Below are 20,982 nucleotides of genomic sequence, written 5' to 3'. Positions count from 1 at the left end.
GCGCAAAGCCAAAAAGCACCCGGGGGCGCATCGCGCTGCCGGGTGTTGGCCTCCAGGATCGGTTTACAGCACTGGCCTCGAAGAGGCTTCGGCGTCCTGGTCGGCTTTCGCGAAAGAAAACTCGTCGCGGAATTCAGCGGCTCTAGACAGGAAATTGGCCGCAGAGTCAAGGCTAATGCATGTCGGGTAGTGTCTCAGCCCGTCGAACCAAGTTCTTTGGCGGCGGCATTCTTGACGTCGTCGGGCGCTTCGTCGGCTTCCTCGCCGGTGGCGATGCGCATGACGCGGACGGCGTTGCCGATCACGTCGGCGGGGCGCTTCTGTCCTTTAGGTCCGGTGGCATTCCTAATTCTCCGAGTGGCTGAACACGACAGCGCCGTTGTCCTTGCGAACTTCAACGGCCACAATCCCATCATCGCCCTTTCGGGTCTGGAACATGGACATCGCATAGTCTCTTGCGGCCTTCTCGGCGTCGAAGCTCATCTTGTCGACGATGCCACTTCTTCCATACCAGATGACAGTGAAGGGCATCGGCGCTCCCGTGCTTTCCGCTAAGCATATAGGAGTTCGGCCGATCATGCGACAGTCGGGCGGCGGCGGAGAGCAGCCCGTTAAATTTCAAACTGAGACACTACCGCATGTCGCGCAAAAGTGCGCAGCGGTTTTGCGGCAACCGCAGCGGTTTTGCGGCAACGACATGCATAAGCAAATCCAGGCCAAAAGCCGCGATTTGAGGCGGTTCACCCCAGGCTTTGCATGCTCGCCCCGACCCTCAGTGGCGACCGCCGATGCAAAAGCAGCAGCATCGTCAAAAGCGTGCTGACGATGCCGATCGCGGCGATAAGGACGGCGTCCCAATTCGTCCAGCCGGGACCCTCGAGCGGCTTGGCGTTGAGCAAGGCGAAGGAATTGTAGCTCTCCTGATGCGAGATCAGCAGGAAGCCGGTCAAATTGTTGCCGAGATGGGCGCCGAGGCCGGCGCCGAGATTGCCGGTGACATGGACCAGCAAGGTGAGCAGCAAGGCAAAGGCGCCGATCGAGACCAGGACGCAGGCATTGATGGCAAGCGTCGAGGCCGAGCTCCAATGCAGCGAGGTAAACAGCAGGCCGGGCAGCACCGCCCAGATCAGCGGGCTTTTGAAACGGTAGGCGAGGGCGCGCAGCAGATAGCCGCGAAACAGCATTTCTTCCGACGAGGTCTGCAGGAAGGCGAGCAGCACGATCGGGACAAGGAAGAGCAGCCAGGACGACAGGGCGATCGGTCCGCGCACGATCTGAGGCTGCAGCCAGTAAAGCAAGACCTCGGAGAACAGCGAGGTGATCAGCACCGCGACCAGGCCCTTGAGGAAATCCCCGCCCGCGACGCGGCGGGTGACGCCGAAAAGCGCCGCGAGCGGCTCGCCATGCACGAAGCGCATCGCCGCCCACAGCCCGATCCAGATGCCGGCGAAGGACGTCAGGGCGCTCAGGATGCCGACCGGCGATGCCAGGAAGTCCTGCATGTATTGCCCGGTCGAGGGACCAGGCAGACGCCAGACGAGGTAGACATAGGTGCCGGCAAACAGCACCATGGCCGTCGCCGCCATCCAGAAGGCAATGACGATTGCCGTCCCTAACAGCAGGCGCGGCAAGGTGGTCTTCTCGTTCGGCGAGCGGCGGTAGCGCTCGAAGGCGGCATTTTCGATCGTCACACGGCTCCCCTGCCGAACGCTTGGCCATGCAATCTAGGAGATCGCCGGTTACCGCACGATTACCCGGCGGGACTAGCAGCTGAATTGGGTCGCTTCCAGGCAAAGAACCTTGAAAGATGCTATCGAACGACGTGACCCGCTGTCACGATTGGAGACGAGCTGGAACGGCTATCGCGTCGTCATCCACGGGCGAAGCAAGGAGCGAAGCGACGCGCGCAGACCCGAGGATCCATTCCGTGACTTCGAGGCGGCGCAACGAGCCAGAATTCTGCACCGCTGCACTCTTCGGTCGATGTAACGGAATGGATTCCAGGGTCTTCGCGACGGAGCTTCGCTCCTGCTTCGCCCTGGAATGACGAAGTTGGGGCCTGTGCCCCGCAACCAGAAAGGAAATGAAGATGGCTGCCAGCATCTTCCCGCCGATCCATCCGGGCGAAATCCTTCGCGAGGAATATCTGGTCCCGCTTGGACTGAAACCATATACGCTAGCCAAGAAGCTGCATGTCCCCCGCACGCGCATCGAGCGCCTGGCGAGCGAAACCACGCCCGTAACACCAGATACGGCGCTCCGCCTTGCCAAGTTCTTCGGCACCACACCACGGTTCTGGATGAACATGCAGGCCAGTTACGACCTTGCCGTGGAAGGCGAGGCAAAGAAGGCCGAAATCGCCTCGATTGAACGGATGCAAGCTGCCTGAGTTTTCAATCAGCACAGCCAAGCACAAACGGCCGCCATCGCTGGCGGCCGCTCTTTTCGCAGCAATCCAGCTGGCTCAGCGCATGACGTAGACGATGCGCCTTGTCCCCGGATCGACCAGCGCCGGCTGGTTGTTCACGTAGACATAGCGATACCGGTAGTCGGGGATCTCGCGCAGCTCGACCGTGTCGGGCAGCGTGGCGCCCGTCACCACCTCGCCTTCGAGATAGACCGGATCGACCCGGTGCGTGGTGACATAGGTGCCGACCTCGGCCGGCGGCCTGACGATCGGTTCGATGGCGTCGTCGCCGGAAACGATGGCGCCGGTGTAGGTGTCGGTGGTGTAGACGTCGTCGGTCGGCGGCGCCACGACGGCAATGCCGGCATCGGCCGGCCGGCGCGTCACGACAACCCGGCTGCCGCCGAAGTCGCCCGTCACATAGTCCGAATAGACCCAGCCGTTGCCGCCGGCTTCGGCGATCGTGCACCATTTGCTGTTCTCGATGCAGCCGGTGAGCGTTGCCGACTGGCCAGCCGCCAGTACGCCAATGACGGGGTATTGCGGGCCGGGGCCGGCGCGCACATTGAGATCGGCCACCGCCGAAACGGCAGTGTCGGCGAAAGCGGCGCCCGAGATAGTGAGCAGCGCACCGGCAAGCGCCGGAAACAATACGCGTTTCATGACTTTTCTCTCCGTTTTCAACGCTCCCTCGGGCTCGGAAACGAAAAAGAGGCTTATGCGTTCCGGCTAAAGCGCCTTTGCCTGCTCACGAATTGTTCCACGCTCTTTCGGTGTGCAGGTCAAAAGGTCGTGTACGAAGGCCAGTTTTTGCGCCGTTACATCGGAAATCACGAAGGGGTAGAGGTCCGGCAGGCCCATGCAGCGGTTGATCGAGTTGGAGGCCTCCGACAGCACCAGCCAGCGCGCGAGGATTTTCCCGAATGGTTCCGGCACCGGATCAGGGTCGGCAGGGGCCGGCTGGAAATGTCCGCCGGTGTCGCCGCGCGGCAGAGCTTGCGTATCCACGGTCTCCAGCCGGCCGAGTGGGAAATTCAGCGCGTGCACCATCTCCAGCGTGTCGGTGATGTGGAGATGGTGCGCCCAGGTCTCAGCCCAGTCCTCCCATGGATGGGATGTGGCATAGGCCGAAATGTGGCGCTGCTGCCAGTCTGGCGGCGCGCCGTCGGCATAATAAGTCTTCAACGCCTGCTCATAATCGGCGCGCTCGTCGCCGAACAGCGCGCGGAAGGCCGAAAGTCGCCCGGCATCGTCACGGATAAGCCGGTCCCAATAGAAATGGCCGAACTCGTGGCGGAAATGGCCGAGCAAGGTGCGGTAGTTCTCGCCCATCTCGACGCGTCGCCGTTCGCGTTCGGCGGAATCGGCCTCGGCGACGTTGAGCGTGATCAGCCCGTTGTCGTGCCCGGTCAGGATGCGTTCACCGCCCGGACCGGCGCCGATCGGGTCGGCGAGGAAATCGAAGGCAAGCCCGGTCTCGTCGTCGGGACCGGTTTTGGGCGTGACCGAAAGGCCGAAGCCGAGCAACGAATAGATAGCGCGCTTCTTGGCTGCCTCGACACGGATCCAGCGCCGCCGGTTGCCGTCGACCGACAGGTCCGGGATCAGCTGGTTGAGCGCGCAGGCGCGACAGAAGACGTGATCCGGCTCGGCACGCCAGTTGCATGCGCATTCGTCGGCATTGCCGCATTCAAAAACGCCGCCGGCGCCCGCAAGCAGGAAACGCGCTTGGTCCGGATCGTAAAGCACCAGGCTGGAACAGCTCAGGCACTGGGCATTCTCGAAATAAAGGCGGTGGCCGCAGTTTGGACAGTCGAACAGCTTCATCTTGTTTCCAACAGCGGCAGTGAGCGGGCTTCGTTCAAACGCGGGCCGTCTCCCGGCGTTCCGATGCTACTTCGTCGCAAGCTGGCAATGACCGACAGCCCTGCGCGCCCAAAGCTCGGCCGCTCGAAGCGCCTTTGCCGCGGCAAGCCCCGCGGAACTGGCGCCAGTGATCACGGCATCAACGTCTTTCATGAGGCAAGCCCGCCACACCTGATGCCTGATCGTAGGCAGTTTGCCCTTCTTTCGCCAGTGTCGGGTGTCACGTCCCCCCTGAAGGCGGTGACAACCGGACGTTTCGCTGGCAAATTCGCAACCGGGACGTTGATTCAGGCAACCAGGAGAAGGACATGGCATTTTTTGCCAAAAGAAGGATTTTCGTGACCGCCGCGGCGGTGGTGGCGATGCTTGGGCTGGCGACGGGCGCCGAGGCCGCGGCCAGCTGTGGCAAGAACGGCGCCGGCTTCGAGGCCTGGAAGCAGGGCTTTGCCGCCGAGGCCAAGGCCAATGGCGTCGGCCAAAAGGGCTTGTCGGCACTGGCCGGGGCAACCTACGCGACAAGGACGATCTCTGCCGACCGCGCCATCCACAAGGCTTTCAGCGGCTCGGTGGAGGCGTTCATGAAGCGTCGCGGCGCTTCCGCCATCATTTCGAGGGGCCGTGCGCTGAAGAAGGCCAACGCGGCGATGTTCGCCAATATCGAGCGGACCTATGGCGTGCCGCCCGGCGTGTTGCTCGCTATCTGGGGCATGGAAACCGGCTTCGGCGCCTCAATGGGCAATCAGAACACGGTCTCCGCCATCCTGACGCTGGCCTATGACTGCCGCCGCCCGGACTATTTCACCCCGCATGCCATCGCTGCGCTCAAACTGGTCGATCGCGGCGCGCTGAGCGCTTCCTCGGTCGGCGCCATGCATGGCGAGATCGGCCACACCCAGTTCTTGCCCGGAAACGTCGAGAAATATGGCGTTGGCAGCGGAAACCTGCGCGACCGCAACACGGCGCTCGCGTCGACAGCCAACTACCTCAAGGCGCATGGCTGGCGGGCGGGTGCCGGCGCCGAGTCGAATATGGGCGCGATCGCCGGCTGGAACTCGGCCAGCGTCTATCAGCAGGCCATCGCCCAGATCGCCGAGGCGATCGACGCAGATTGATTGAAGACCTCGATTTCGGAGCCCGGCTTGTGCCGGGCTTTTTTGTTCTCGGATGGGGTTTGATTGCCAGGCCGATCACTCTCAATAATGTGCGTAGCCGCTCAATGGGCAATTCTGGGCAATGGGAACCTGAAAGGCGCCGTCAATACCGGTGCAGTTACGGAACTTGGACGACCGCGGCGCTGAGGCCGGTTTTAAGCTACGCTTGGTGTCCATCTTTGTCGGTTGGTCGCCATGCGCGTAGCCGCTCAACGGGCATTTTTGGGAAACCGGGACTTGGAAGGTGCCGTCAATACCGGGGCAGTTGCGGAAGTTGGACGACCGCGGCGGCGGGGATTGCGTTACCGCAGCTGCCTTGGACTTGCCCTTGATGACGCTCCAAATCTCGGTCGGCTGGTTGAGCTGAATGGCGTTTATGTCCGAGAAGCTGATACGCCCGGTCCGCACGCCTTCGAAAATGCGCTGACAAAAAAGCGCCGGCATGCGGTCCAATGACACGCCCATGAATGAGGCGAGTTGATGCTTGAACGTAAGGTCCCATACGCGAGCCGAGGCGACACATTGGCCATCTCTGGTTCGGGCGGCTTCGTTGCCGCTGTCGCCGCCTGACATCCGATTGCGACCACTGCTGCGGTCAACAGCAAGAAAATTCGATTGTGCAAATCCAAGCCCCCTGTCCCGCAATCAAAGTAACCGATACTGCGCACAGGTCAACACAACGGGCTTCGGGCCAAGAGTTCATATATTAGCGTACTGAAATAAAAACCCGGCGTTTCCGCCGGGTCGTTTGATCGCTGCTGTATCGGCTGAATACTAATGCATGTCGCCCAGAAGTGTGCAGCGGTTCTGGGACAACGACATGCATAAGAACAAAAACTAAAAGCGTGTCGCCTGAATCCGTTTCAGCGCGACACGCTTTAGTGCTTGCGGTTGCGCGCGGCCAGCGTCCTGAGCCGCAACCCATTGAGCCGAATAAAGCCTTCCGCATCCTTCTGGTCGTAAGCGCCGCGATCGTCCTCGAAGGTGACGAGCGCATCGGAATAAAGCGTCTTCTTCGACTTGCGGCCGGTGACCATGACGTTGCCCTTGTAGAGCTTCAGCCGCACCGTGCCTTCGACGTCTTCCTGGCTCTTGTCGATCATCGCCTGCAGCATCACGCGCTCGGGCGCGAACCAGAAGCCGTTGTAGATCAGCTCGGCATAGCGCGGCATGAACTCGTCCTTGAGGTGCGCGGCACCCCGGTCGAGCGTGATCGATTCGATCGCCCGATGCGCGGCGATCAGGATGGTGCCGCCGGGGGTTTCGTACACACCCCGCGATTTCATGCCGACGAACCGGTTCTCGACAAGGTCGAGCCGGCCAATGCCGTTGTCGCGGCCGAGGTCGTTGAGCGCCGCAAGCATGGTGGCCGGCGACAGTTTCTTGCCGTTGAGCGCGATCGGATCGCCCTTGAGGAATTCGATCTCGATCTCGGTGACGACGTCGGGCGCGTCCATCGGCGAAACGGTGCGCTGATGGACGAATTCCGGCGGCTCGCTCCACGGATCCTCCAGCACCTTGCCCTCGGAAGAGGAGTGCAGGAGGTTGGCGTCGACCGAGAAGGGCGCGTCGCCGCGCTTGTCCTTCGGCACCGGGATCTGGTGCTGCTCGGCGAAGTTCAGCAGATCGGTGCGCGACTTGAACGACCAGTCGCGCCACGGGGCGATGACCTTGATGTCGGGGTTCAGCGCATAGGCCGAAAGCTCGAAGCGCACCTGATCGTTGCCCTTGCCGGTGGCGCCATGCGCAATCGCGTCGGCGCCGGTCTCCCTGGCGATCTCGACCAGGTGCTTGGAGATCAGCGGCCGCGCGATCGAGGTGCCGAGCAGATAGGTGCCTTCATAGACGGCATTGGCGCGGAACATCGGGAAGACGAAGTCGGCGACGAACTCCTCGCGCACGTCGACAATGCGGATGTCCTTGATGCCCATCATCTCGGCCTTGCGCCGCGCCGGCTCAAGCTCGCCACCCTGGCCGAGATCGGCGGTGAAGGTGACGACTTCGGCGCCGAGCTCGGTCTGCAGCCATTTCAGGATGATCGAGGTGTCGAGGCCGCCGGAATAGGCGAGCACGACTTTCTTGACGGTCTTGGTCTTGGACATTTTGGCGGTTCCGCGGGAAAATAGCTTCGCGGGCGAGGTATCACGGCCTTTCCCGGTGGCGCAAGAGACGAACAGCCGTCTGGCAACCGCACAGGCTGGGCCAGATGTTTGCCTGAGCAGACGCTGGCGACGCAAAAATAGCCGCGCTATAGGCTGCGCGATCCATTCCGAGGTTGCCAATGTCCTTCATTCCTGACACTTCGACCCTTATCCAATTCGCCATTGCCACCGTCATCCTGGCGATCACGCCGGGGCCGGATATGACGCTGTTCGTCTCGCGCACGCTGAGCCAGGGCCGCGCCACCGGCTTCGCCTCGATGGCCGGCGCGCTCACCGGCACGCTGATCCACACCACGCTGGTGGTGGTCGGCATCTCGGCGCTGATCGTCGCTTCGCCGATGGCCTTCTTCGTCCTGAAGATCTTCGGCGCCGGCTATCTGGTGTTCCTGGCCTTCCAGGCGGTGACGAAGGGCTCTGCCTTCTCGCCAGAGAAGAGGACGGGACCGCAAGTCTCGCTGTTCCGCAGCTGGGCGGCCGGGCTCGGCGTCAATCTGCTCAACCCCAAGATCATCCTGTTCTTCATGACCTTCCTGCCGCAATTCGTTTCGGCGCACGATCCGAACGCATCCGGAAAACTGTTCTTCCTCGGCATGATGTTCATCGTGCTGTCGATCCCGGTGACGGCGCCGATGGTGCTGGCGGCGGAAAAGTTCTCGGCGGCGATGAAGGCAAGCCCGCGCGTAACACGCGTGGTCGACTATCTGTTCGGCGGCGTGTTCTCGGCTTTCGCGCTCAAGATCCTGACCGCGCAGGCGAAGTAGGCAACGCCCGGGTTCAGGGTTCGGAATCGGGCAAGGCTTGGCGGCGCCAGCTTCCGGCCCAGCGGCCGGAAGAGAGCCAATAGAAGATGCCGCCGACCATGCCGCAGCCGATCACGGCCAATCTGGCGTTGGTCGCGGTGACATCGAAATTGGCATCGCCCACACTATGCACGAAGCCAAGGAAGACGACGGCGATGACGGCGCCGCCGAGCGCGTAGAACAACCAGTCGCGCCGGCCGAGCACTTCGGCGATCAAAATGACGACCGCCGCCGGCATGAAGGCGAAATAGGCGACGAACAGCGCCACGAAAGGTACCGAGAAATAGAGCGAGGCGGTCGCCGTCGGCTCGGGATCGGCGGGCGTGTAGCCGAGATGCGCCAGGACCAGGACGTTGAGGAAGGCGCTCGCCGCCAGCGAAGCCACGACATAGCCGACCAGGATGACGGCGAAGCGAATGAGGTAGGCGACGAGACGTCTCACGCCTCGCCGTGCCCTGCGATCATCATGGCTTCGAGCGCCAGGCGGTCCACTTTCCGCATGCGCTCGGAATCCGACTTGAGCTGGCCGCAGGCGGCGAGGATGTCGCGGCCGCGCGGCGTGCGGATCGGCGAGGCATAGCCGGCATTGTTTATGTAGTCGGCAAACTTCTCGATCGTCTCCCAGTCCGAGCACTGGTAGTTGGTGCCCGGCCAGGGGTTGAACGGGATCAGGTTGATTTTGGCCGGAATGCCCTTCAACAGCTTCACCAGCGCCTTGGCGTCTTCGAGAGAGTCGTTGACGTCCTTGAGCATCACATATTCGAAGGTGATGCGCTTGGCATTGGAGAGGCCCGGATAGGCCTTGCAGGCGGCGATGAGGTCCTTCAGCGGGAACTTCTTGTTGATCGGCACGAGAAGGTCGCGCAGATCGTCATTGGTGGCGTGCAGCGAGATCGCCAGCATGACGCCGATCTCCTCGCCGGTGCGGAAAATCTCCGGCACGACGCCAGAGGTGGAAAGCGTGATGCGGCGCTTCGACAGGGAAAGTCCGTCGCCGTCGGAAGCGATCAGCAGCGCCTTCTTCACCGCCTCGAAATTGTAAAGCGGCTCGCCCATGCCCATCATGACGATGTTGGAAACCTTGCGCCCCTCGGCCGGCACGATGGCGCCGTCGGGCGTGTCGCGGTCGGGGAAATCGCCGAGACGGTCGCGGGCGGTCAGCAGTTGCGCCAGGATTTCCTCGGCGGTGAGGTTGCGCACCAGCTTCTGCGTGCCGGTGTGGCAGAAGGAACAGGTCAGCGTGCAGCCGACCTGCGAGGAGATGCAGAGCGTGCCGCGGCCTTCCTCGGGGATATAGACCGTTTCGATCTCGACCGGGCGGCCGGCGCCGCGCGGCGGAAAGCGGAACAGCCATTTGCGCGTGCCGTCGGCAGAGATCTGCTCCTCGACGATTTCCGGCCGCGCGACCGTGAAGTGCTTGCCGAGCTCGGCGCGCAAGTCCTTGGAGATATTGAACATATGCGCGAAGTCGCAGACGCCGCGCACATACATCCAGTGCCAGAGCTGCTGGGCGCGCATTTTGGCCTGGCGCTCGGGCACGATGCCGGCCTCGACAAGAGCGGCGCCGAGCTCGGCGCGGGTCAGGCCGATCAGCGACGGCTTCTCGGTTTGCGTCGTGCGGCGCAAGGCGTCACGGGCGCCTTCGGCGGTAAGATCAAGCGAAACGGTCATGGTGGCGCCAATATAAGCGATTTGCAGCCGATTTCAGCATCGGCTGAACAGGAAGCGCGGCGCTTAGCACAGCTTGGCGCCGGAGTCATGCGCCTGGCGGGTTCACGGGCGTTGCGTCGGCGACGGCATCCGCCTTGCGGCGATGGCCGCTGACCTGCTGGCCGTCTTCCGGATGCAGGAAGAAGAACCCGGGGATGGGAAGCAGCGGGATGACCGCCGTCAGCAGGAACGCCCAATGGAACTGATCCGCCGTCGGCGCATGCACCTCACCGGAGACCAGGCCGAGCACCATGGCGGCGATCGAGACGCCGAGCGAGACGCTGAGCTGCTGCAGGACGCCGCCGAGGCTGGTGGCGCGGCTGAGCTTCTCCGCCGGCAGGTCGGCATAGGATAGCGTGTTGGAGGACATGAACTGCGCCGAGCGGACGATGCCGAAGAAGAAGACATAGAGGCCGATCGCCCAATGCGGGGTGTCGGCATCGAGCAGGGCAAATCCCGCCACCGCCATCGATCCGACAATTGCGCTGCCGCTCAGCACGGCCTTGAAGCCGAAGCGCCGCAAGAAAAACGACAGCAATGGCCGCATCAGCAAGGCGCCGAAGCTGCCGACGAAGGTCAGCGAGCCGGAGGTGACCGGGCTCATGCCGAAGCCGACCTGCAGCATCAGCGGCAAAAGGAACGGCGCGCCGTTGAGGCCGATGCGGCACAGGCCGCCGGCCAGCGTGCCGACCCAGAAGGAGCGAAAGCGAAACAGCGTCAGATCCACCGCGGGCGCCGCGACGCGGCGCGCATAGCGGCCGAAGGCGAGCAGCAGCAGGACCGACGCGACCAGCACCAGCACGGTCGCCAGCGACGAAATCGCCGGACGGCCGATATTCTCCAGGCCGAATTGCAGCAGCGCCGCGCCGGCTCCGACCATCAGGAAGCCGGCGAAATCGAAAGGCTGCGCTTCCTCGCCGTGGAAATCGTCGACGAAGCGCAAGGCGGCGAAGATGCCGATGAGGCCGAACGGCACGTTGACATAGAAGATCCAGCGCCAGGAGGCATAGGTGGTCAAGAGGCCGCCGAGCAGTGGCCCGATGACGGGCCCGACAATCGCCGGCAGGGTCGTGTAGGTCATGGCGGTGATCAGCCCGCTGCGCGGAAAGGAGCGCAGAAGGATCAGCCGCCCGACCGGCGTCATCATGGCGCCGCCCAGCCCCTGCAGCGCGCGCATGGCCAAAAGCATGCCGACGCTGTTGGCCGTGCCGCACAGGACCGAGCCGAGGGTGAAGGTGAAGAGCGCCAGCGCGAAGATTTTCCGGGCGCCGAACCGGTCGGCGAACCAGCCGCTGACGGGAATGAACACCGCCAAGGTCAGGATGTAGGTGGTGATCGCCAGATTGAGCCGGACCGGGGTCGTGTCGAGGCTTTGCGCGATGGAAGGGATAGCGGTGGTGAGAATGGTGGAATCGAGCTGCTCCATCAGGAAGGCGATGGCGACGATCGACGGGATGATCAGCTTGAGACGCGGGTCACGCTCGGTCGCAAAGAGAGGCTGTTCCAAGGATCCGGCCAATTCCGTCATTCAGGCGCTTGTGGTGACCGGTGTCTGCGGGGCGTGAAGCGGCCACCGGCCGGTCTTATGCCAATTAGGAGGAAGCGGCAGCTAATTCTACGGCAACGCAGGTCAACAAATTTTGACCCCTTGCCCTCCCAGCGGTCGAACGCGACCGGCCGTGCTTCGAAGCCGATCACATATTCGTGTTGACGTAACCAATCGAAGCGCGGCGGCGAACCTGAAGAGGGCGACCATGCCCACCAACAATGGGAGTTGTCAGATGCACTCAATCAAGTTCGTACTTATTGCAGGCCTCGTCGGCCTCTTCGCCTCGCAGGCATTTGCCGAAGACACGATGGGCAGCATGACCATGATGAAAGGCGGCCAAGTGACCGCGATCATGCCGGACGGCCACATGGGCACCATGATGCCGGACGCCAAGATGGGCGCCGAGATGATGAAGATGGCCAAGCCGATCAAGCACTGCATGATGATGATCACCGACGCCAAGGGCAAAGCCTATATGGTCGATACGTCGACCAAGAAGGCCCAGGCCGAATGTGAAAAAATGGCGATGTGAGTTCGAGTTCGCCTGACATTCCCGCCGGCGCGGAGCCGGCGGGACAATCCTAGGGAATGCGCGATCGCGCCCCCGGTCTTGATCGACCCTCAGCCTGTGCTAGGGCTGGCTTCCATCCCGAGGGCGAACATGGCCGGACTATCGCGAAAATACCGTATGCTGCGGCGCTCGCAGGCAATGTGGGTGTCGCGGCGCGTCTGGCAGCCGCGTCTCGTCTTCTGGGCCGGGGCCATTTCGATCGGCCTGATCAGCGTTCTGTTCGCGTTGCTCGCCGACCGTGCGCAGACACTCTTCCATGCCATGACCGGCAATGGCGACGGCTGGCGCTCCTATCTGCCGCTGGTCTTGACGCCGCTCGGTTTCGTCTCTTGCGCCTGGCTCGCGCATTCCTTCTTCCCGGGATCGCAAGGCAGCGGCATTCCGCAGGCGATCGCGGCGCGGCATCTGCGTGACGAGGACGACCGCAGCCACATCCTGTCGCTCAAGCTGGTGGTGGGCAAGATCGCGCTCACCATCGTCGGCCTCGCCTGCGGCGCCTCAATCGGCCGCGAGGGGCCGACGGTCCAGGTCGGCGCCTCGGTGATGCTGCAGGCGGCGCGCTGGGGCGGCATGGCGCAGGCGCGCGGCCTGATCCTGGCGGGCTCCGCCGCCGGCATCGCCGCCGCCTTCAACACGCCGCTTGCCGGCATCGTCTTCGCCATCGAGGAGATGGGACGCGCCTATGAGGCGCGCACCAACGGGCTGGTGCTGACCGCGGTGATCCTGGCCGGCCTCGCCTCGCTGGGGCTGCTTGGCAACTACACCTATTTCGGCGTCGCCAGGGACACGGTCGCCTTCGCCGCCGACTGGCCGCTGGTGCTTGCCTGCGGCATCATCGGCGGCGGTGTCGGCGCGCTGTTCTCGCTGCTGGCGCTGAGAACGATGCGCCGCATCCGGCGCTGGAACGCGCTGCAGCCGCTGCCGCGCACGCTGGTCGTGGCGGCTGTCTGCGGGCTGGCCGTGGCCGCGATCGGCATTGCCTCCGGAGGGTTGACCTTCGGCACCGGCTACACGCAGGCGCGTGGCGCGATCGAAGGCGCGCCGTTGCCGGCCATCTTCTTCATGGAGAAATTCGCTGCCGGCCTGCTGTCGATGGTGTCCGGCATTCCGGGCGGCCTCTTTGCGCCGTCGCTGGCGGTGGGCGCGGGCCTCGGCAGCACGCTCGGCCTGGTCTTCGGCACGGCCACCGGCACAGCGGCGGTGCTCGGCATGGCCGGTTATTTCGCCGGTGTCGTGCAGGCGCCGATGACGGCCTTCGTCATCATCCTCGAAATGACCGGCAACCACGACAATGTGATCGCGCTGATGTGCGCTTCGATGCTGGGTTATGGCACGGCGCGGCTGATCTCGCACGAGCCGCTCTACCACGCGCTGTCGCGGGTATTCATCGCCGAGGCGATCCGGCGGCGCAGAGCGGAAGCGGAGACAGCGCCAGGCTGATTGCAAGTTGACGCGCGGGGAAGGCGCTCGTTAGGCAGCTAGAAAACGCATCAAAACTCTTGCTCCGGCCAGACCGCCCATGCCGAAAATTGCACCAACAATCCAGCCGGCCAGACCCAACGCTATTGCCCCAGTGTATCCGGCGTTGTTGTAGCCAGTCATGGCGCCAAGCAACAATCCTGCCGTACACAGCGCGACGATCCATGCTGTGCGTAGGATCTTGCCTAATTTGCTCATTCGAACCTATTTACACTTGGCGATCGAGGACAGGGCGGCGGAGATGCCCTTCAGCGAGAAGACATAGGAGGTTGGGTTGCCGCGGCCGGACTTGGCCTGCACCTTCATGTCGGTGCCGGTCTTCATGGCGGCGATCAGCACCGGCTCTTCCGCGGCGTTCTCGACCCAGGCCGACTTGCCACGGGTGAACATCGAGAACGACTTCTTGTCGATGGTGACGGTGGCCTTCGAGCCTTCCTGGAAGGTGTAGCCGGCGATGAACTGCGGCTCGTAGGAGACCTGCTGCCCGGGCCGCTGGCTGACGAAGAAGAACATGTCGCCATGGTCGAGCGTCTTCGGCTGCTTGTCCGTCGGCACCGTCAGCACGTAGCAGACTTTACCTGCCTGCGACTGATAGCTGTAGGTGCCCCAGGCGTTGTGCTGGCCGATCTTGGTCGCCTGCTGCGCCAGCGCCGGCGTGGCGAAGGCGGCCACCAGGACCAGGCTGGAAACTGTAGCAATCAATCCGCGCATCGTTCTTCCCGTATTCCAAATGGTGCGGAGGCGGGCCCGCCTGGCGTCCTGCCGTCGCTTCATTTTGATTTAATCAGGGTTACCAAACGGTGAATTGTCCTCGAAGAAAAGGAACTCACCCCAGGAAACCGCCACCATTCGCGCCGCCACCGTTGAAAGCGGCTGGCGCGACGTCCCGGCGCGGAGTTGGAGGCCACGAAAACGGCAAGAGTTTGTCTTTTGCACGCGCTGATTTGCGGGCATGAAGCGAGCCGCGCTCAGTTCCTGTCGGCCAGCGCGTCCTTGGCGGCCTGCCTGTGGGCGGGCGTGATATGGGCGCTGACGGCGGTGATCGCGGCGGTCAGCACGGCAAGGTCGTCGGTGAAGCCGAAGCCGACGACGAAGTCGGGGATGAAATCGAACGGCAGGACGAAATAGCCGAGCGCGCCGAGCAGGATCGCCTTGGCGCGCAGCGGCGTGTCCTTGTCCAGGGCGCAATAATAGGCGGCGACGACCTCGTCCATGAACGGGATCTGCCGGGCCGCCTTCTTGGCGGTGCGCCAGAATTTCTCGCGCACCTCGCCTTCGCCGGCGAGCTTGTCGCCGAAGCCGAAGAAATCAAAACCGGTACCTTGCGCCATCAATCGCTCCTTGGCCGCGCGCAACCCCTGCGTGCCGACCCGCCGGAAGATGTGGTGAAAGCGGGAGGCTGCTACAAGAGTTCGGGGGTTGGTTCGTCGGGAAATCGAACCTGGGCAGAGTTGGCAATCGCCCACGTCGAAGATTGGCCGGAACGTCTCGCTCATCGTCATTCTATGGCGGAGCAAGGAGCGAAGCGACGCGCGCAGACCATAGAATCCATGCCGTTGCGTCTGCCGAAGGATGCAGCGGGGCAGAAGAAGGCTGTCTACGCTGGCTCTCCGATTGCCCGGTCTGCACCGCGGCGACGCTCGTACGTCACGGCATGGATTCCAGGGTCTGCGCGCGTCGCTTCGCTCCTTGCTCCGCCCTGGAATGACGAAGTCGAACCACCCTTAGAAGCGAGGCCCTAGCCAAAATACCGGTTCATCCGCTTGGCGAGTTCGATGTCGAGCGCCGTGACGCCGCCGGCGTCATGCGTGTTCAGCGTCACGTCGACGGTCTTGTAGACATTCGACCAGTCGGGGTGATGGTCCATCTTCTCGGCGGCCAGCGCCACGCGCGTCATGAAGGCGAAGGCCTCGGAGAAATTCTTGAAGACGAAGCTGCGCTTGATGGCGGCGCCGTCGGCGGCCAGCGACCAGCCATCGAGTTCGGCGAGCGCGGCCGTGATCGCTTCCGGGTTCAGTTTTTCCCTGTTCATGTTAGATCCCTGTGATACTTCGACATTGCACAACCATAACGCCGGATCGATGAGCGCAAAGCCCATAAATTCCATTCTCTTCGTCTGCCTCGGCAACATCTGCCGCTCGCCACTGGCCCAGGGCGTGCTGGGCGCCGTTCTGGCGGAACGCGGAATTGCCGGCGATATCGTGCTCGATTCGGCGGCGACGAGCGGCTGGGAAATCGGCTCCGCTCCCGACCCGCGCTCGATCGCGGTTGCCGCCGAGCATGGCATCGATATTTCGAGGCAAAGGGCGCGCAGAATAGCGCCGGAGGATTTCTCGCGCTTCGACCTGATCCTCGGCATGGACAAGGCGAACGTGCGCGACCTCAAGGCGCTGGCGCCGCCGGCCGAGCGCGACCGTGTCCATCTCTATCTGGACTTCGCGACGGGAAATACCGCAGACGTGCCGGATCCCTATTACGACGGCGCCGAAGCCTTCGCTTCCGTCTATCGCATGATCCGCGAGGCGTCGGAGGCGCTGGCGAAGCGCTTCGAGGCCAGCGCGTCGGTGCCGGCCAGTGGCCAGGCTTCCTCGACGATGTAAGGGCCGCCGCCGACCGAATCGCGCGACGACATCAGGACGAAGCGGCCGACGCGGAAAGGCAGCGTGGAAAAATTGCCGCGCGCCGAAAGATATTGCGCGACGTCGAGCGGGCTCCCGTTGCGTAGCCGTGCCAGGGTCACGTGCGGCGAGAATTTGCGCGGATCGGCAGCCAGGCCGAGCCGCTGGCAGATGCGGTCGATCTCGCCCTGCAGCCCAGTCAGGTCCGGCGAGGCGGACACGCCGGCCCACACCGCATGCGGCTTCTTGCCGCCGAAGGCGCCGACGCCGCAGAGCGTCATCTGGAAAGAGGGACGGTGCACCCGGTCGAGGGCGTTGGCGATCTCGTCGGCGACATGGCCCTCGACATCGCCGATGAAGCGCAGCGTCAGATGGTAGTTTTCGACATCGATCCAGCGCGCTCCGGGCAGCCCGCCGCGGAGCAGGGATAGAGAGAGGGCGGCGTCACGCGGAATTTCGAGGGCGGTGAAAAGACGTGGCATGTGAAGCCTCCTGTCCTCGAATCGAAACTCTCGTCCCTAGCGAATCATCGATGTAAGCGCGGGGCAAGAGGTTTGTTGTCCACAAAGTTTCCCCAACGGAAACCGTGGCGTTTTGGACTCACGACGCGCCGCCCCTCATGACGGACCGCCATTGTCGGCGATCGCCTTCTCGACGACGGGAAGGATGCGCTCGACGATCACGTCGACGCCTTTCGGATTGGGATGCAGGCCGTCCTCCAACTGCAGGTCGGGGTGGCCGGCGACGCCGTCGAGAAAGAACGGATAGAGCGGAACGGCGTATTTAGCGGCAAGCTTCGGGTAGATGGCGTCGAAGGTCTTCTGGTAGTCGGCGCCGAGATTGGGCGCGGCGCGCATGCCGGCGAGCAGCACCGGGATGTTGCGCTGCTCCAGCTTTGCCAGCATGGCGTCGAGGTTCTTCTCGGCTATGTCGGGCGAGACGCCGCGCAGCATGTCGTTGGCGCCGAGCTCGATGATGACGAGCCTGGTGCCGTCCGGCACCGACCAGTCGAGCCGCGACAGCCCGCCGCTCGTGGTGTCGCCGGAGACGCCGGCATTGGCGACGGTGACGTCGAGGCCTTTCGCTTTCAAGGCTGCCTGCAGCCTGTCGGTGAAGCCCTGGCCCGGGCCAAGGCCGTAGCCCGCCGTCAGGCTGTCGCCGAAGCCGACGATGGCGAAGGTGGCGGCGCGCGCCGACGAAACGGCGCCGTAAACGGCGAGGAAAAGGATGAGGGCTGCGAAAACGGCATGAGCTGCGGCAAAACGGTGTTTGAAAGCCATGCGGCGAGCCCCATATGACCGGAACAACCCAAGGGAGGAGACACGAGCCGTCTCCTTTTTTTCACATATAGGGTGCTTTCATTGTGACAGAAGCCGTCATCGCGCTGAGGGACGTATCGCTGACGCTCGGCGAGGGCGCGTCTTCCGTCCATGTGCTGAAGGGCGTCAGCCTCGATGTGGCGGCCGGCGCGGCAACCGGCATCGTCGGTCCTTCGGGTTCCGGCAAGTCCACCTTGCTGATGGTTCTGGCCGGACTGGAAAGGATCGACTCGGGAACAGTGCGAATCGCCGGCGAATTGCTCAATGGCAAAAGCGAGGACCAGATTGCATCGTTTCGGGGACGAAACATCGGCATCGTCTTCCAGTCCTTCCATCTCATCCCCAACATGACGGCGCTGGAAAATGTCGCTGTGCCGCTGGAGCTTGCCGGCCATGCCGATCCGTTCGGCGTGGCGGCGCAGGAGCTCGCGGCAGTCGGCTTGAGCGACCGTGTGACGCACTATCCCGGCGAGCTCTCCGGCGGCGAGCAGCAGCGCGTGGCGATCGCCCGGGCGCTGGCGCCGTCGCCGCGCATCCTCATTGCCGACGAGCCGACCGGCAATCTCGACCAGGCGACGGGAAAGCAGATCGCCGACCTTCTGTTCGCCAAGGCGGCGGAACGCGGCATGACGCTGGTGCTGGTCACGCATGATCCGGCGCTTGCCGCCCGCTGCGCGCGCCAGGTCTCGATGCGCTCGGGGCGGATCGAGGATGCGCCGAAGCCCGTCAAGGTGCCCGCCTGATGCGGACATTGAAGCTCGCCATCCGCTTCTCGCTGCGCGAGATGCGCGGCGGCCTGTCCGGCTTCATGATCTTCCTTGCCTGCATCGCGCTGGGCGTCGCGGCGATCGGCGGCGTCAATTCGGTGGCGCAGGCGATCTCCACCGGCGTCGCCAATCAGGGCCAGACGCTGCTTGGCGGCGACCTGCGCTTCCAGGTCAACCAGCGCAGCGCTTCGGACGCCGAGCTCGGCTTCATCAAAAGCCTTGGCACGGTCTCGCAGAATTCCGGCATGCGCTCGATGGCGCGGCTGGAGGACGGTTCCGACCAGGCGCTGGTCGAGGCAAAGGCCGTCGACGACGCCTATCCGCTCTACGGCGCGCTGGAAACCGATCCGGCGCTGCCGAAGGAACAACTGTTCGGCGACAGGTCCGGCGTGTTCGGCGCCGCCGCGCCCGACCTGTTGTTCGACCGGCTCAATCTTCATATAGGCGACCGGCTCAAACTCGGCAGCGCTACTTTCGAGCTGCGAGCCAGGCTGGTCAGCGAGCCGGATGCGGTGTCGGACGGTTTCGGTTTCGCGCCGCGGCTGATGATTTCGCGCGAGGGCCTTGCCGCATCCGGCCTGGTGCAGCCAGGCAGCCTGGTCGAGAACGCCTACAAGGTGAAGCTGCCCAAGGGCACGTCCGAGGCGCGGATCAAGGACATCCAGGCTCAAGCCGCGAAGGATTTTCCGCAGGCCGGCTGGTCGATCCGCACGCGCAGCAACGCGGCCCCCGCGCTCTCCGCCAATATCGAGCGCTTCTCGCAGTTCCTGACCCTGGTCGGGCTGACGGCGCTGGTGGTCGGCGGCGTCGGCGTGGCGAACGCCGTGCGCGCCTATCTGGATGGCAAGCGCGGCGTCATCGCCACCTTCAAGAGCCTCGGCGCCTCGGGCGGCTTCGTCTTCACCGTCTATCTGGTGCAGATCCTTTTGATCGCAGGCCTCGGCATCGTGCTCGGGCTCATCCTGGGCGCGGCGATGCCTTTCGTGGCGAGCGCGCTTTTGCAGTCGGTCATCCCCGTGCCGGCGCAAGGCGGCTTCTATCCGGGCGCGCTGGCGATGGCGGCGCTGTTCGGCCTGCTGGTGACGCTGGCCTTCGCGCTGCTGCCGCTCGGCCGCGCCCGCGACGTGCCGGCAACCGCGCTGTTCCGCGAAATGGGGTTCGAAAGCCGCGGCCTGCCGCGCCTGCCCTATGCCGGCGCCGCGCTGGCGATCGTCGCGGCGCTGGCGGCGCTGGCGATCCTTTCGGCCAACGACTACCGCATCGCCTCGAACTTCGTCGGGGCGACGGTCTTCGCCTTCCTGGTGCTGCGGCTGGTGGCGGTGCTGGTGCAATGGGCCGCCAGCAAGAGCCCGCGCGTGCGCTCGGTTCCGTTGCGGCTCGCGCTCGGCAATATCCATCGGCCCGGCGCGCTGACGCCTTCGGTGGTGCTGTCGCTCGGCCTAGGCCTGACGCTGCTGGTGACGCTGGCGCTGATCGACGGGAATCTGCGGCGGCAAATCTCGGGCAGCCTGCCGGAGCGGGCGCCGAACTTCTTCTTCGTCGACATCCAGAGCAGCGACGTCGATGCCTTCGCCGGCCTCGTGGCCAAGCAGGCGCCTCAAGGAACACTGGTCAAGGTGCCGATGCTGCGCGGCCGCATCATGGCGCTCAACGGCGTCGACGTCGACAAGGTGAAGACCCCGGCCGACGGCGCCTGGGTGCTGCGCGGCGACCGCGGCCTGACCTATGACGCCAAGCAGCCGGAAAATGCGACGCTGACCGAAGGCGCGTGGTGGCCGCAGGACTATTCCGGCGAGCCGCTGGTGTCGTTCTCGGCCGAGGAGGGCAAGGCGATCGGGCTGAAGCTCGGCGACACCGTGACCGTCAACGTGCTCGGCCGCAACGTGACGGCAAGAATAGCCAATTTCCGCCAGGTGCAATGGGAGACGATGGGCATCAACTTCGTCATGGTGTTCTCGCCCAACAGTTTCGCCGGCGCGCCGCATGGCTGGCTGGCGACGCTGACCGACAGACAAGCCACCACGGCCGGCGACGCGCGGCTGCTCAATGCCGTGACGCGGGCCTTTCCGGCGGTGACGACGGTCCGCGTCAAGGACGCGCTCGACATCGTCAACCGGCTGGTCGCGCAACTGGGCACGGCGATCCGCGCCGCCGCGGGCGTGGCGCTGATCGCCTCGGTATTGGTGCTTTCCGGCGCGCTGGCCGCCGGCAACCGGGCGCGCATCCACGACGCGGTGGTGCTGAAGACGCTCGGCGCGACGCGCAGGACACTGATTGCGGCCTTCTCGCTGGAATATGCGCTGATCGGGCTTGCGACCGCGCTGTTCGCGCTCGCCGCCGGCGGCATCGCCGCCTGGTTCGTGGTGGCGCATATCATGACGCTGCCGTCGCATTTCATGCCGGAAGTGGCGGTGGCGACGATCCTGGTTTCACTGACGGTCACCGTCGGCATCGGCCTTGCCGGCACCTGGCGGGTGCTCGGCCACAAGGCCGCGCCGGTGCTGCGCGACCTCTGACTCGCCCTGTCTCGAGCCGCCGGTCAGTTAAATCTTTGTAAGAATGCCTTCCGGAGGCGCCGAAAAC

The 20,982-nt window shown here is 64.1% G+C and carries 23 protein-coding genes; 8 read left to right on the top strand and 15 right to left on the bottom strand.

Features of this window, described 5'->3' with window-relative positions:
• Positions 1–345: 345 nt before the first annotated feature.
• Positions 346–531 carry a hypothetical protein gene (locus AC0L2L_RS11030; RefSeq protein WP_027169690.1) on the bottom strand — a complete coding sequence of 62 codons (186 nt, stop codon included), beginning with the start codon at positions 529–531 and terminating at the stop codon, positions 346–348.
• 209 nt (positions 532–740) lie between these two features.
• A complete protein-coding gene (locus tag AC0L2L_RS11025; protein ID WP_473578259.1) occupies positions 741–1,691 on the bottom strand; it encodes a lysostaphin resistance A-like protein in 951 nt (316 codons plus the stop codon).
• Between the two features lie 398 nt (positions 1,692–2,089).
• Between AC0L2L_RS11025 and AC0L2L_RS11020 the strand changes: the two genes are divergently transcribed.
• The gene (locus AC0L2L_RS11020) at positions 2,090–2,389 is read left to right on the top strand and encodes a HigA family addiction module antitoxin (protein ID WP_473578258.1); all 300 of its coding nucleotides are present in this window, start codon (positions 2,090–2,092) and stop codon (positions 2,387–2,389) included.
• Between the two features lie 75 nt (positions 2,390–2,464).
• On the opposite strand, the gene AC0L2L_RS11015 is transcribed toward AC0L2L_RS11020, so the two are convergent.
• A complete protein-coding gene (locus tag AC0L2L_RS11015; RefSeq protein WP_473578256.1) occupies positions 2,465–3,070 on the bottom strand; it encodes a DUF1236 domain-containing protein in 606 nt (201 codons plus the stop codon).
• Positions 3,071–3,136: 66 nt separating this feature from the next.
• On the bottom strand, positions 3,137–4,234 hold the full coding sequence (locus AC0L2L_RS11010; RefSeq protein ID WP_473578254.1) for a zinc-binding metallopeptidase family protein: 1,098 nt from the start codon (positions 4,232–4,234) through the stop codon (positions 3,137–3,139).
• 347 nt (positions 4,235–4,581) lie between these two features.
• Between AC0L2L_RS11010 and AC0L2L_RS11005 the strand changes: the two genes are divergently transcribed.
• Positions 4,582–5,385 (top strand): lytic murein transglycosylase, encoded by an 804-nt coding sequence (locus AC0L2L_RS11005; protein WP_473578252.1) that lies wholly within the window; start codon positions 4,582–4,584, stop codon positions 5,383–5,385.
• A gap of 81 nt (positions 5,386–5,466) precedes the next feature.
• On the opposite strand, the gene AC0L2L_RS11000 is transcribed toward AC0L2L_RS11005, so the two are convergent.
• Together AC0L2L_RS11000 and AC0L2L_RS10995 are read right to left on the bottom strand one after the other, a co-directional pair.
• On the bottom strand, positions 5,467–5,997 hold the full coding sequence (locus AC0L2L_RS11000) for a hypothetical protein (RefSeq protein ID WP_473578250.1): 531 nt from the start codon (positions 5,995–5,997) through the stop codon (positions 5,467–5,469).
• 305 nt (positions 5,998–6,302) lie between these two features.
• The gene (locus AC0L2L_RS10995) at positions 6,303–7,526 is read right to left on the bottom strand and encodes an argininosuccinate synthase (RefSeq protein WP_473578248.1); all 1,224 of its coding nucleotides are present in this window, start codon (positions 7,524–7,526) and stop codon (positions 6,303–6,305) included.
• Between the two features lie 179 nt (positions 7,527–7,705).
• Between AC0L2L_RS10995 and AC0L2L_RS10990 the strand changes: the two genes are divergently transcribed.
• Positions 7,706–8,347: a LysE family translocator gene (locus AC0L2L_RS10990; protein WP_473578246.1), complete on the top strand. Its 642-nt coding sequence runs from the start codon at positions 7,706–7,708 to the stop codon at positions 8,345–8,347.
• A gap of 13 nt (positions 8,348–8,360) precedes the next feature.
• On the opposite strand, the gene AC0L2L_RS10985 is transcribed toward AC0L2L_RS10990, so the two are convergent.
• The 3 genes from AC0L2L_RS10985 to AC0L2L_RS10975 all read right to left on the bottom strand — a co-directional run bounded on the left by AC0L2L_RS10985 (position 8,361) and on the right by AC0L2L_RS10975 (position 11,603).
• Complete coding sequence (locus tag AC0L2L_RS10985; protein ID WP_473578244.1) at positions 8,361–8,828, bottom strand: hypothetical protein; 468 nt, start codon at positions 8,826–8,828, stop codon at positions 8,361–8,363.
• Positions 8,825–10,057, bottom strand: coding sequence for a dual-specificity RNA methyltransferase RlmN (gene rlmN, locus AC0L2L_RS10980; protein ID WP_473578242.1), 1,233 nt, complete (start codon positions 10,055–10,057; stop codon positions 8,825–8,827). Before rlmN ends, AC0L2L_RS10985 begins: the two co-directional genes overlap by 4 nt.
• Before the next feature lie 85 nt (positions 10,058–10,142).
• On the bottom strand, positions 10,143–11,603 hold the full coding sequence (locus AC0L2L_RS10975; protein ID WP_473578240.1) for a DHA2 family efflux MFS transporter permease subunit: 1,461 nt from the start codon (positions 11,601–11,603) through the stop codon (positions 10,143–10,145).
• Between the two features lie 274 nt (positions 11,604–11,877).
• Between AC0L2L_RS10975 and AC0L2L_RS10970 the strand changes: the two genes are divergently transcribed.
• Together AC0L2L_RS10970 and AC0L2L_RS10965 are read left to right on the top strand one after the other, a co-directional pair.
• On the top strand, positions 11,878–12,177 hold the full coding sequence (locus AC0L2L_RS10970) for a hypothetical protein (protein ID WP_473578238.1): 300 nt from the start codon (positions 11,878–11,880) through the stop codon (positions 12,175–12,177).
• A 129-nt stretch (positions 12,178–12,306) separates the two neighbouring features.
• Entirely contained in the window at positions 12,307–13,656 is a 1,350-nt protein-coding gene (locus AC0L2L_RS10965) for a chloride channel protein (RefSeq protein WP_473578236.1), read from the top strand.
• Between the two features lie 30 nt (positions 13,657–13,686).
• Here the strand turns inward: AC0L2L_RS10965 and AC0L2L_RS10960 are convergent, their stop codons facing one another.
• The 4 genes from AC0L2L_RS10960 to AC0L2L_RS10945 all read right to left on the bottom strand — a co-directional run bounded on the left by AC0L2L_RS10960 (position 13,687) and on the right by AC0L2L_RS10945 (position 15,727).
• Positions 13,687–13,893, bottom strand: coding sequence for a hypothetical protein (locus AC0L2L_RS10960; RefSeq protein WP_473578234.1), 207 nt, complete (start codon positions 13,891–13,893; stop codon positions 13,687–13,689).
• 6 nt (positions 13,894–13,899) lie between these two features.
• Positions 13,900–14,406, bottom strand: coding sequence for an invasion associated locus B family protein (locus tag AC0L2L_RS10955; RefSeq protein ID WP_473578232.1), 507 nt, complete (start codon positions 14,404–14,406; stop codon positions 13,900–13,902).
• A gap of 257 nt (positions 14,407–14,663) precedes the next feature.
• Entirely contained in the window at positions 14,664–15,026 is a 363-nt protein-coding gene (locus tag AC0L2L_RS10950) for a YkvA family protein (RefSeq protein WP_473578230.1), read from the bottom strand.
• A gap of 407 nt (positions 15,027–15,433) precedes the next feature.
• On the bottom strand, positions 15,434–15,727 hold the full coding sequence (locus tag AC0L2L_RS10945; protein ID WP_473578229.1) for a 4a-hydroxytetrahydrobiopterin dehydratase: 294 nt from the start codon (positions 15,725–15,727) through the stop codon (positions 15,434–15,436).
• Positions 15,728–15,776: 49 nt separating this feature from the next.
• Between AC0L2L_RS10945 and AC0L2L_RS10940 the strand changes: the two genes are divergently transcribed.
• On the top strand, positions 15,777–16,295 hold the full coding sequence (locus tag AC0L2L_RS10940; protein ID WP_473578228.1) for a low molecular weight protein-tyrosine-phosphatase: 519 nt from the start codon (positions 15,777–15,779) through the stop codon (positions 16,293–16,295).
• Here AC0L2L_RS10940 and thpR read toward each other — a convergent pair.
• A complete protein-coding gene (gene thpR, locus AC0L2L_RS10935; protein WP_473578227.1) occupies positions 16,199–16,795 on the bottom strand; it encodes an RNA 2',3'-cyclic phosphodiesterase in 597 nt (198 codons plus the stop codon). The two genes, AC0L2L_RS10940 and thpR, sit on opposite strands and share 97 nt — an antisense overlap.
• A 135-nt stretch (positions 16,796–16,930) precedes the next feature.
• Positions 16,931–17,593, bottom strand: a complete 663-nt coding sequence (locus AC0L2L_RS10930; RefSeq protein ID WP_473578226.1) for an arylesterase — start codon at positions 17,591–17,593, stop codon at positions 16,931–16,933.
• An 83-nt stretch (positions 17,594–17,676) separates the two neighbouring features.
• Here AC0L2L_RS10930 and AC0L2L_RS10925 point away from each other — a divergent pair, with 83 nt between their 5' ends.
• Both AC0L2L_RS10925 and AC0L2L_RS10920 read left to right on the top strand, forming a co-directional pair.
• Positions 17,677–18,375 carry an ABC transporter ATP-binding protein gene (locus AC0L2L_RS10925; protein WP_473578225.1) on the top strand — a complete coding sequence of 233 codons (699 nt, stop codon included), beginning with the start codon at positions 17,677–17,679 and terminating at the stop codon, positions 18,373–18,375.
• On the top strand, positions 18,375–20,915 hold the full coding sequence (locus AC0L2L_RS10920) for an ABC transporter permease (RefSeq protein WP_473578224.1): 2,541 nt from the start codon (positions 18,375–18,377) through the stop codon (positions 20,913–20,915). Before AC0L2L_RS10925 ends, AC0L2L_RS10920 begins: the two co-directional genes overlap by 1 nt.
• Positions 20,916–20,982 lie beyond the last annotated feature (67 nt).

The organism is Mesorhizobium sp. WSM4832, from assembly GCF_055811115.1.
This window is presented reverse-complemented; position numbering and strand designations above follow the sequence as displayed.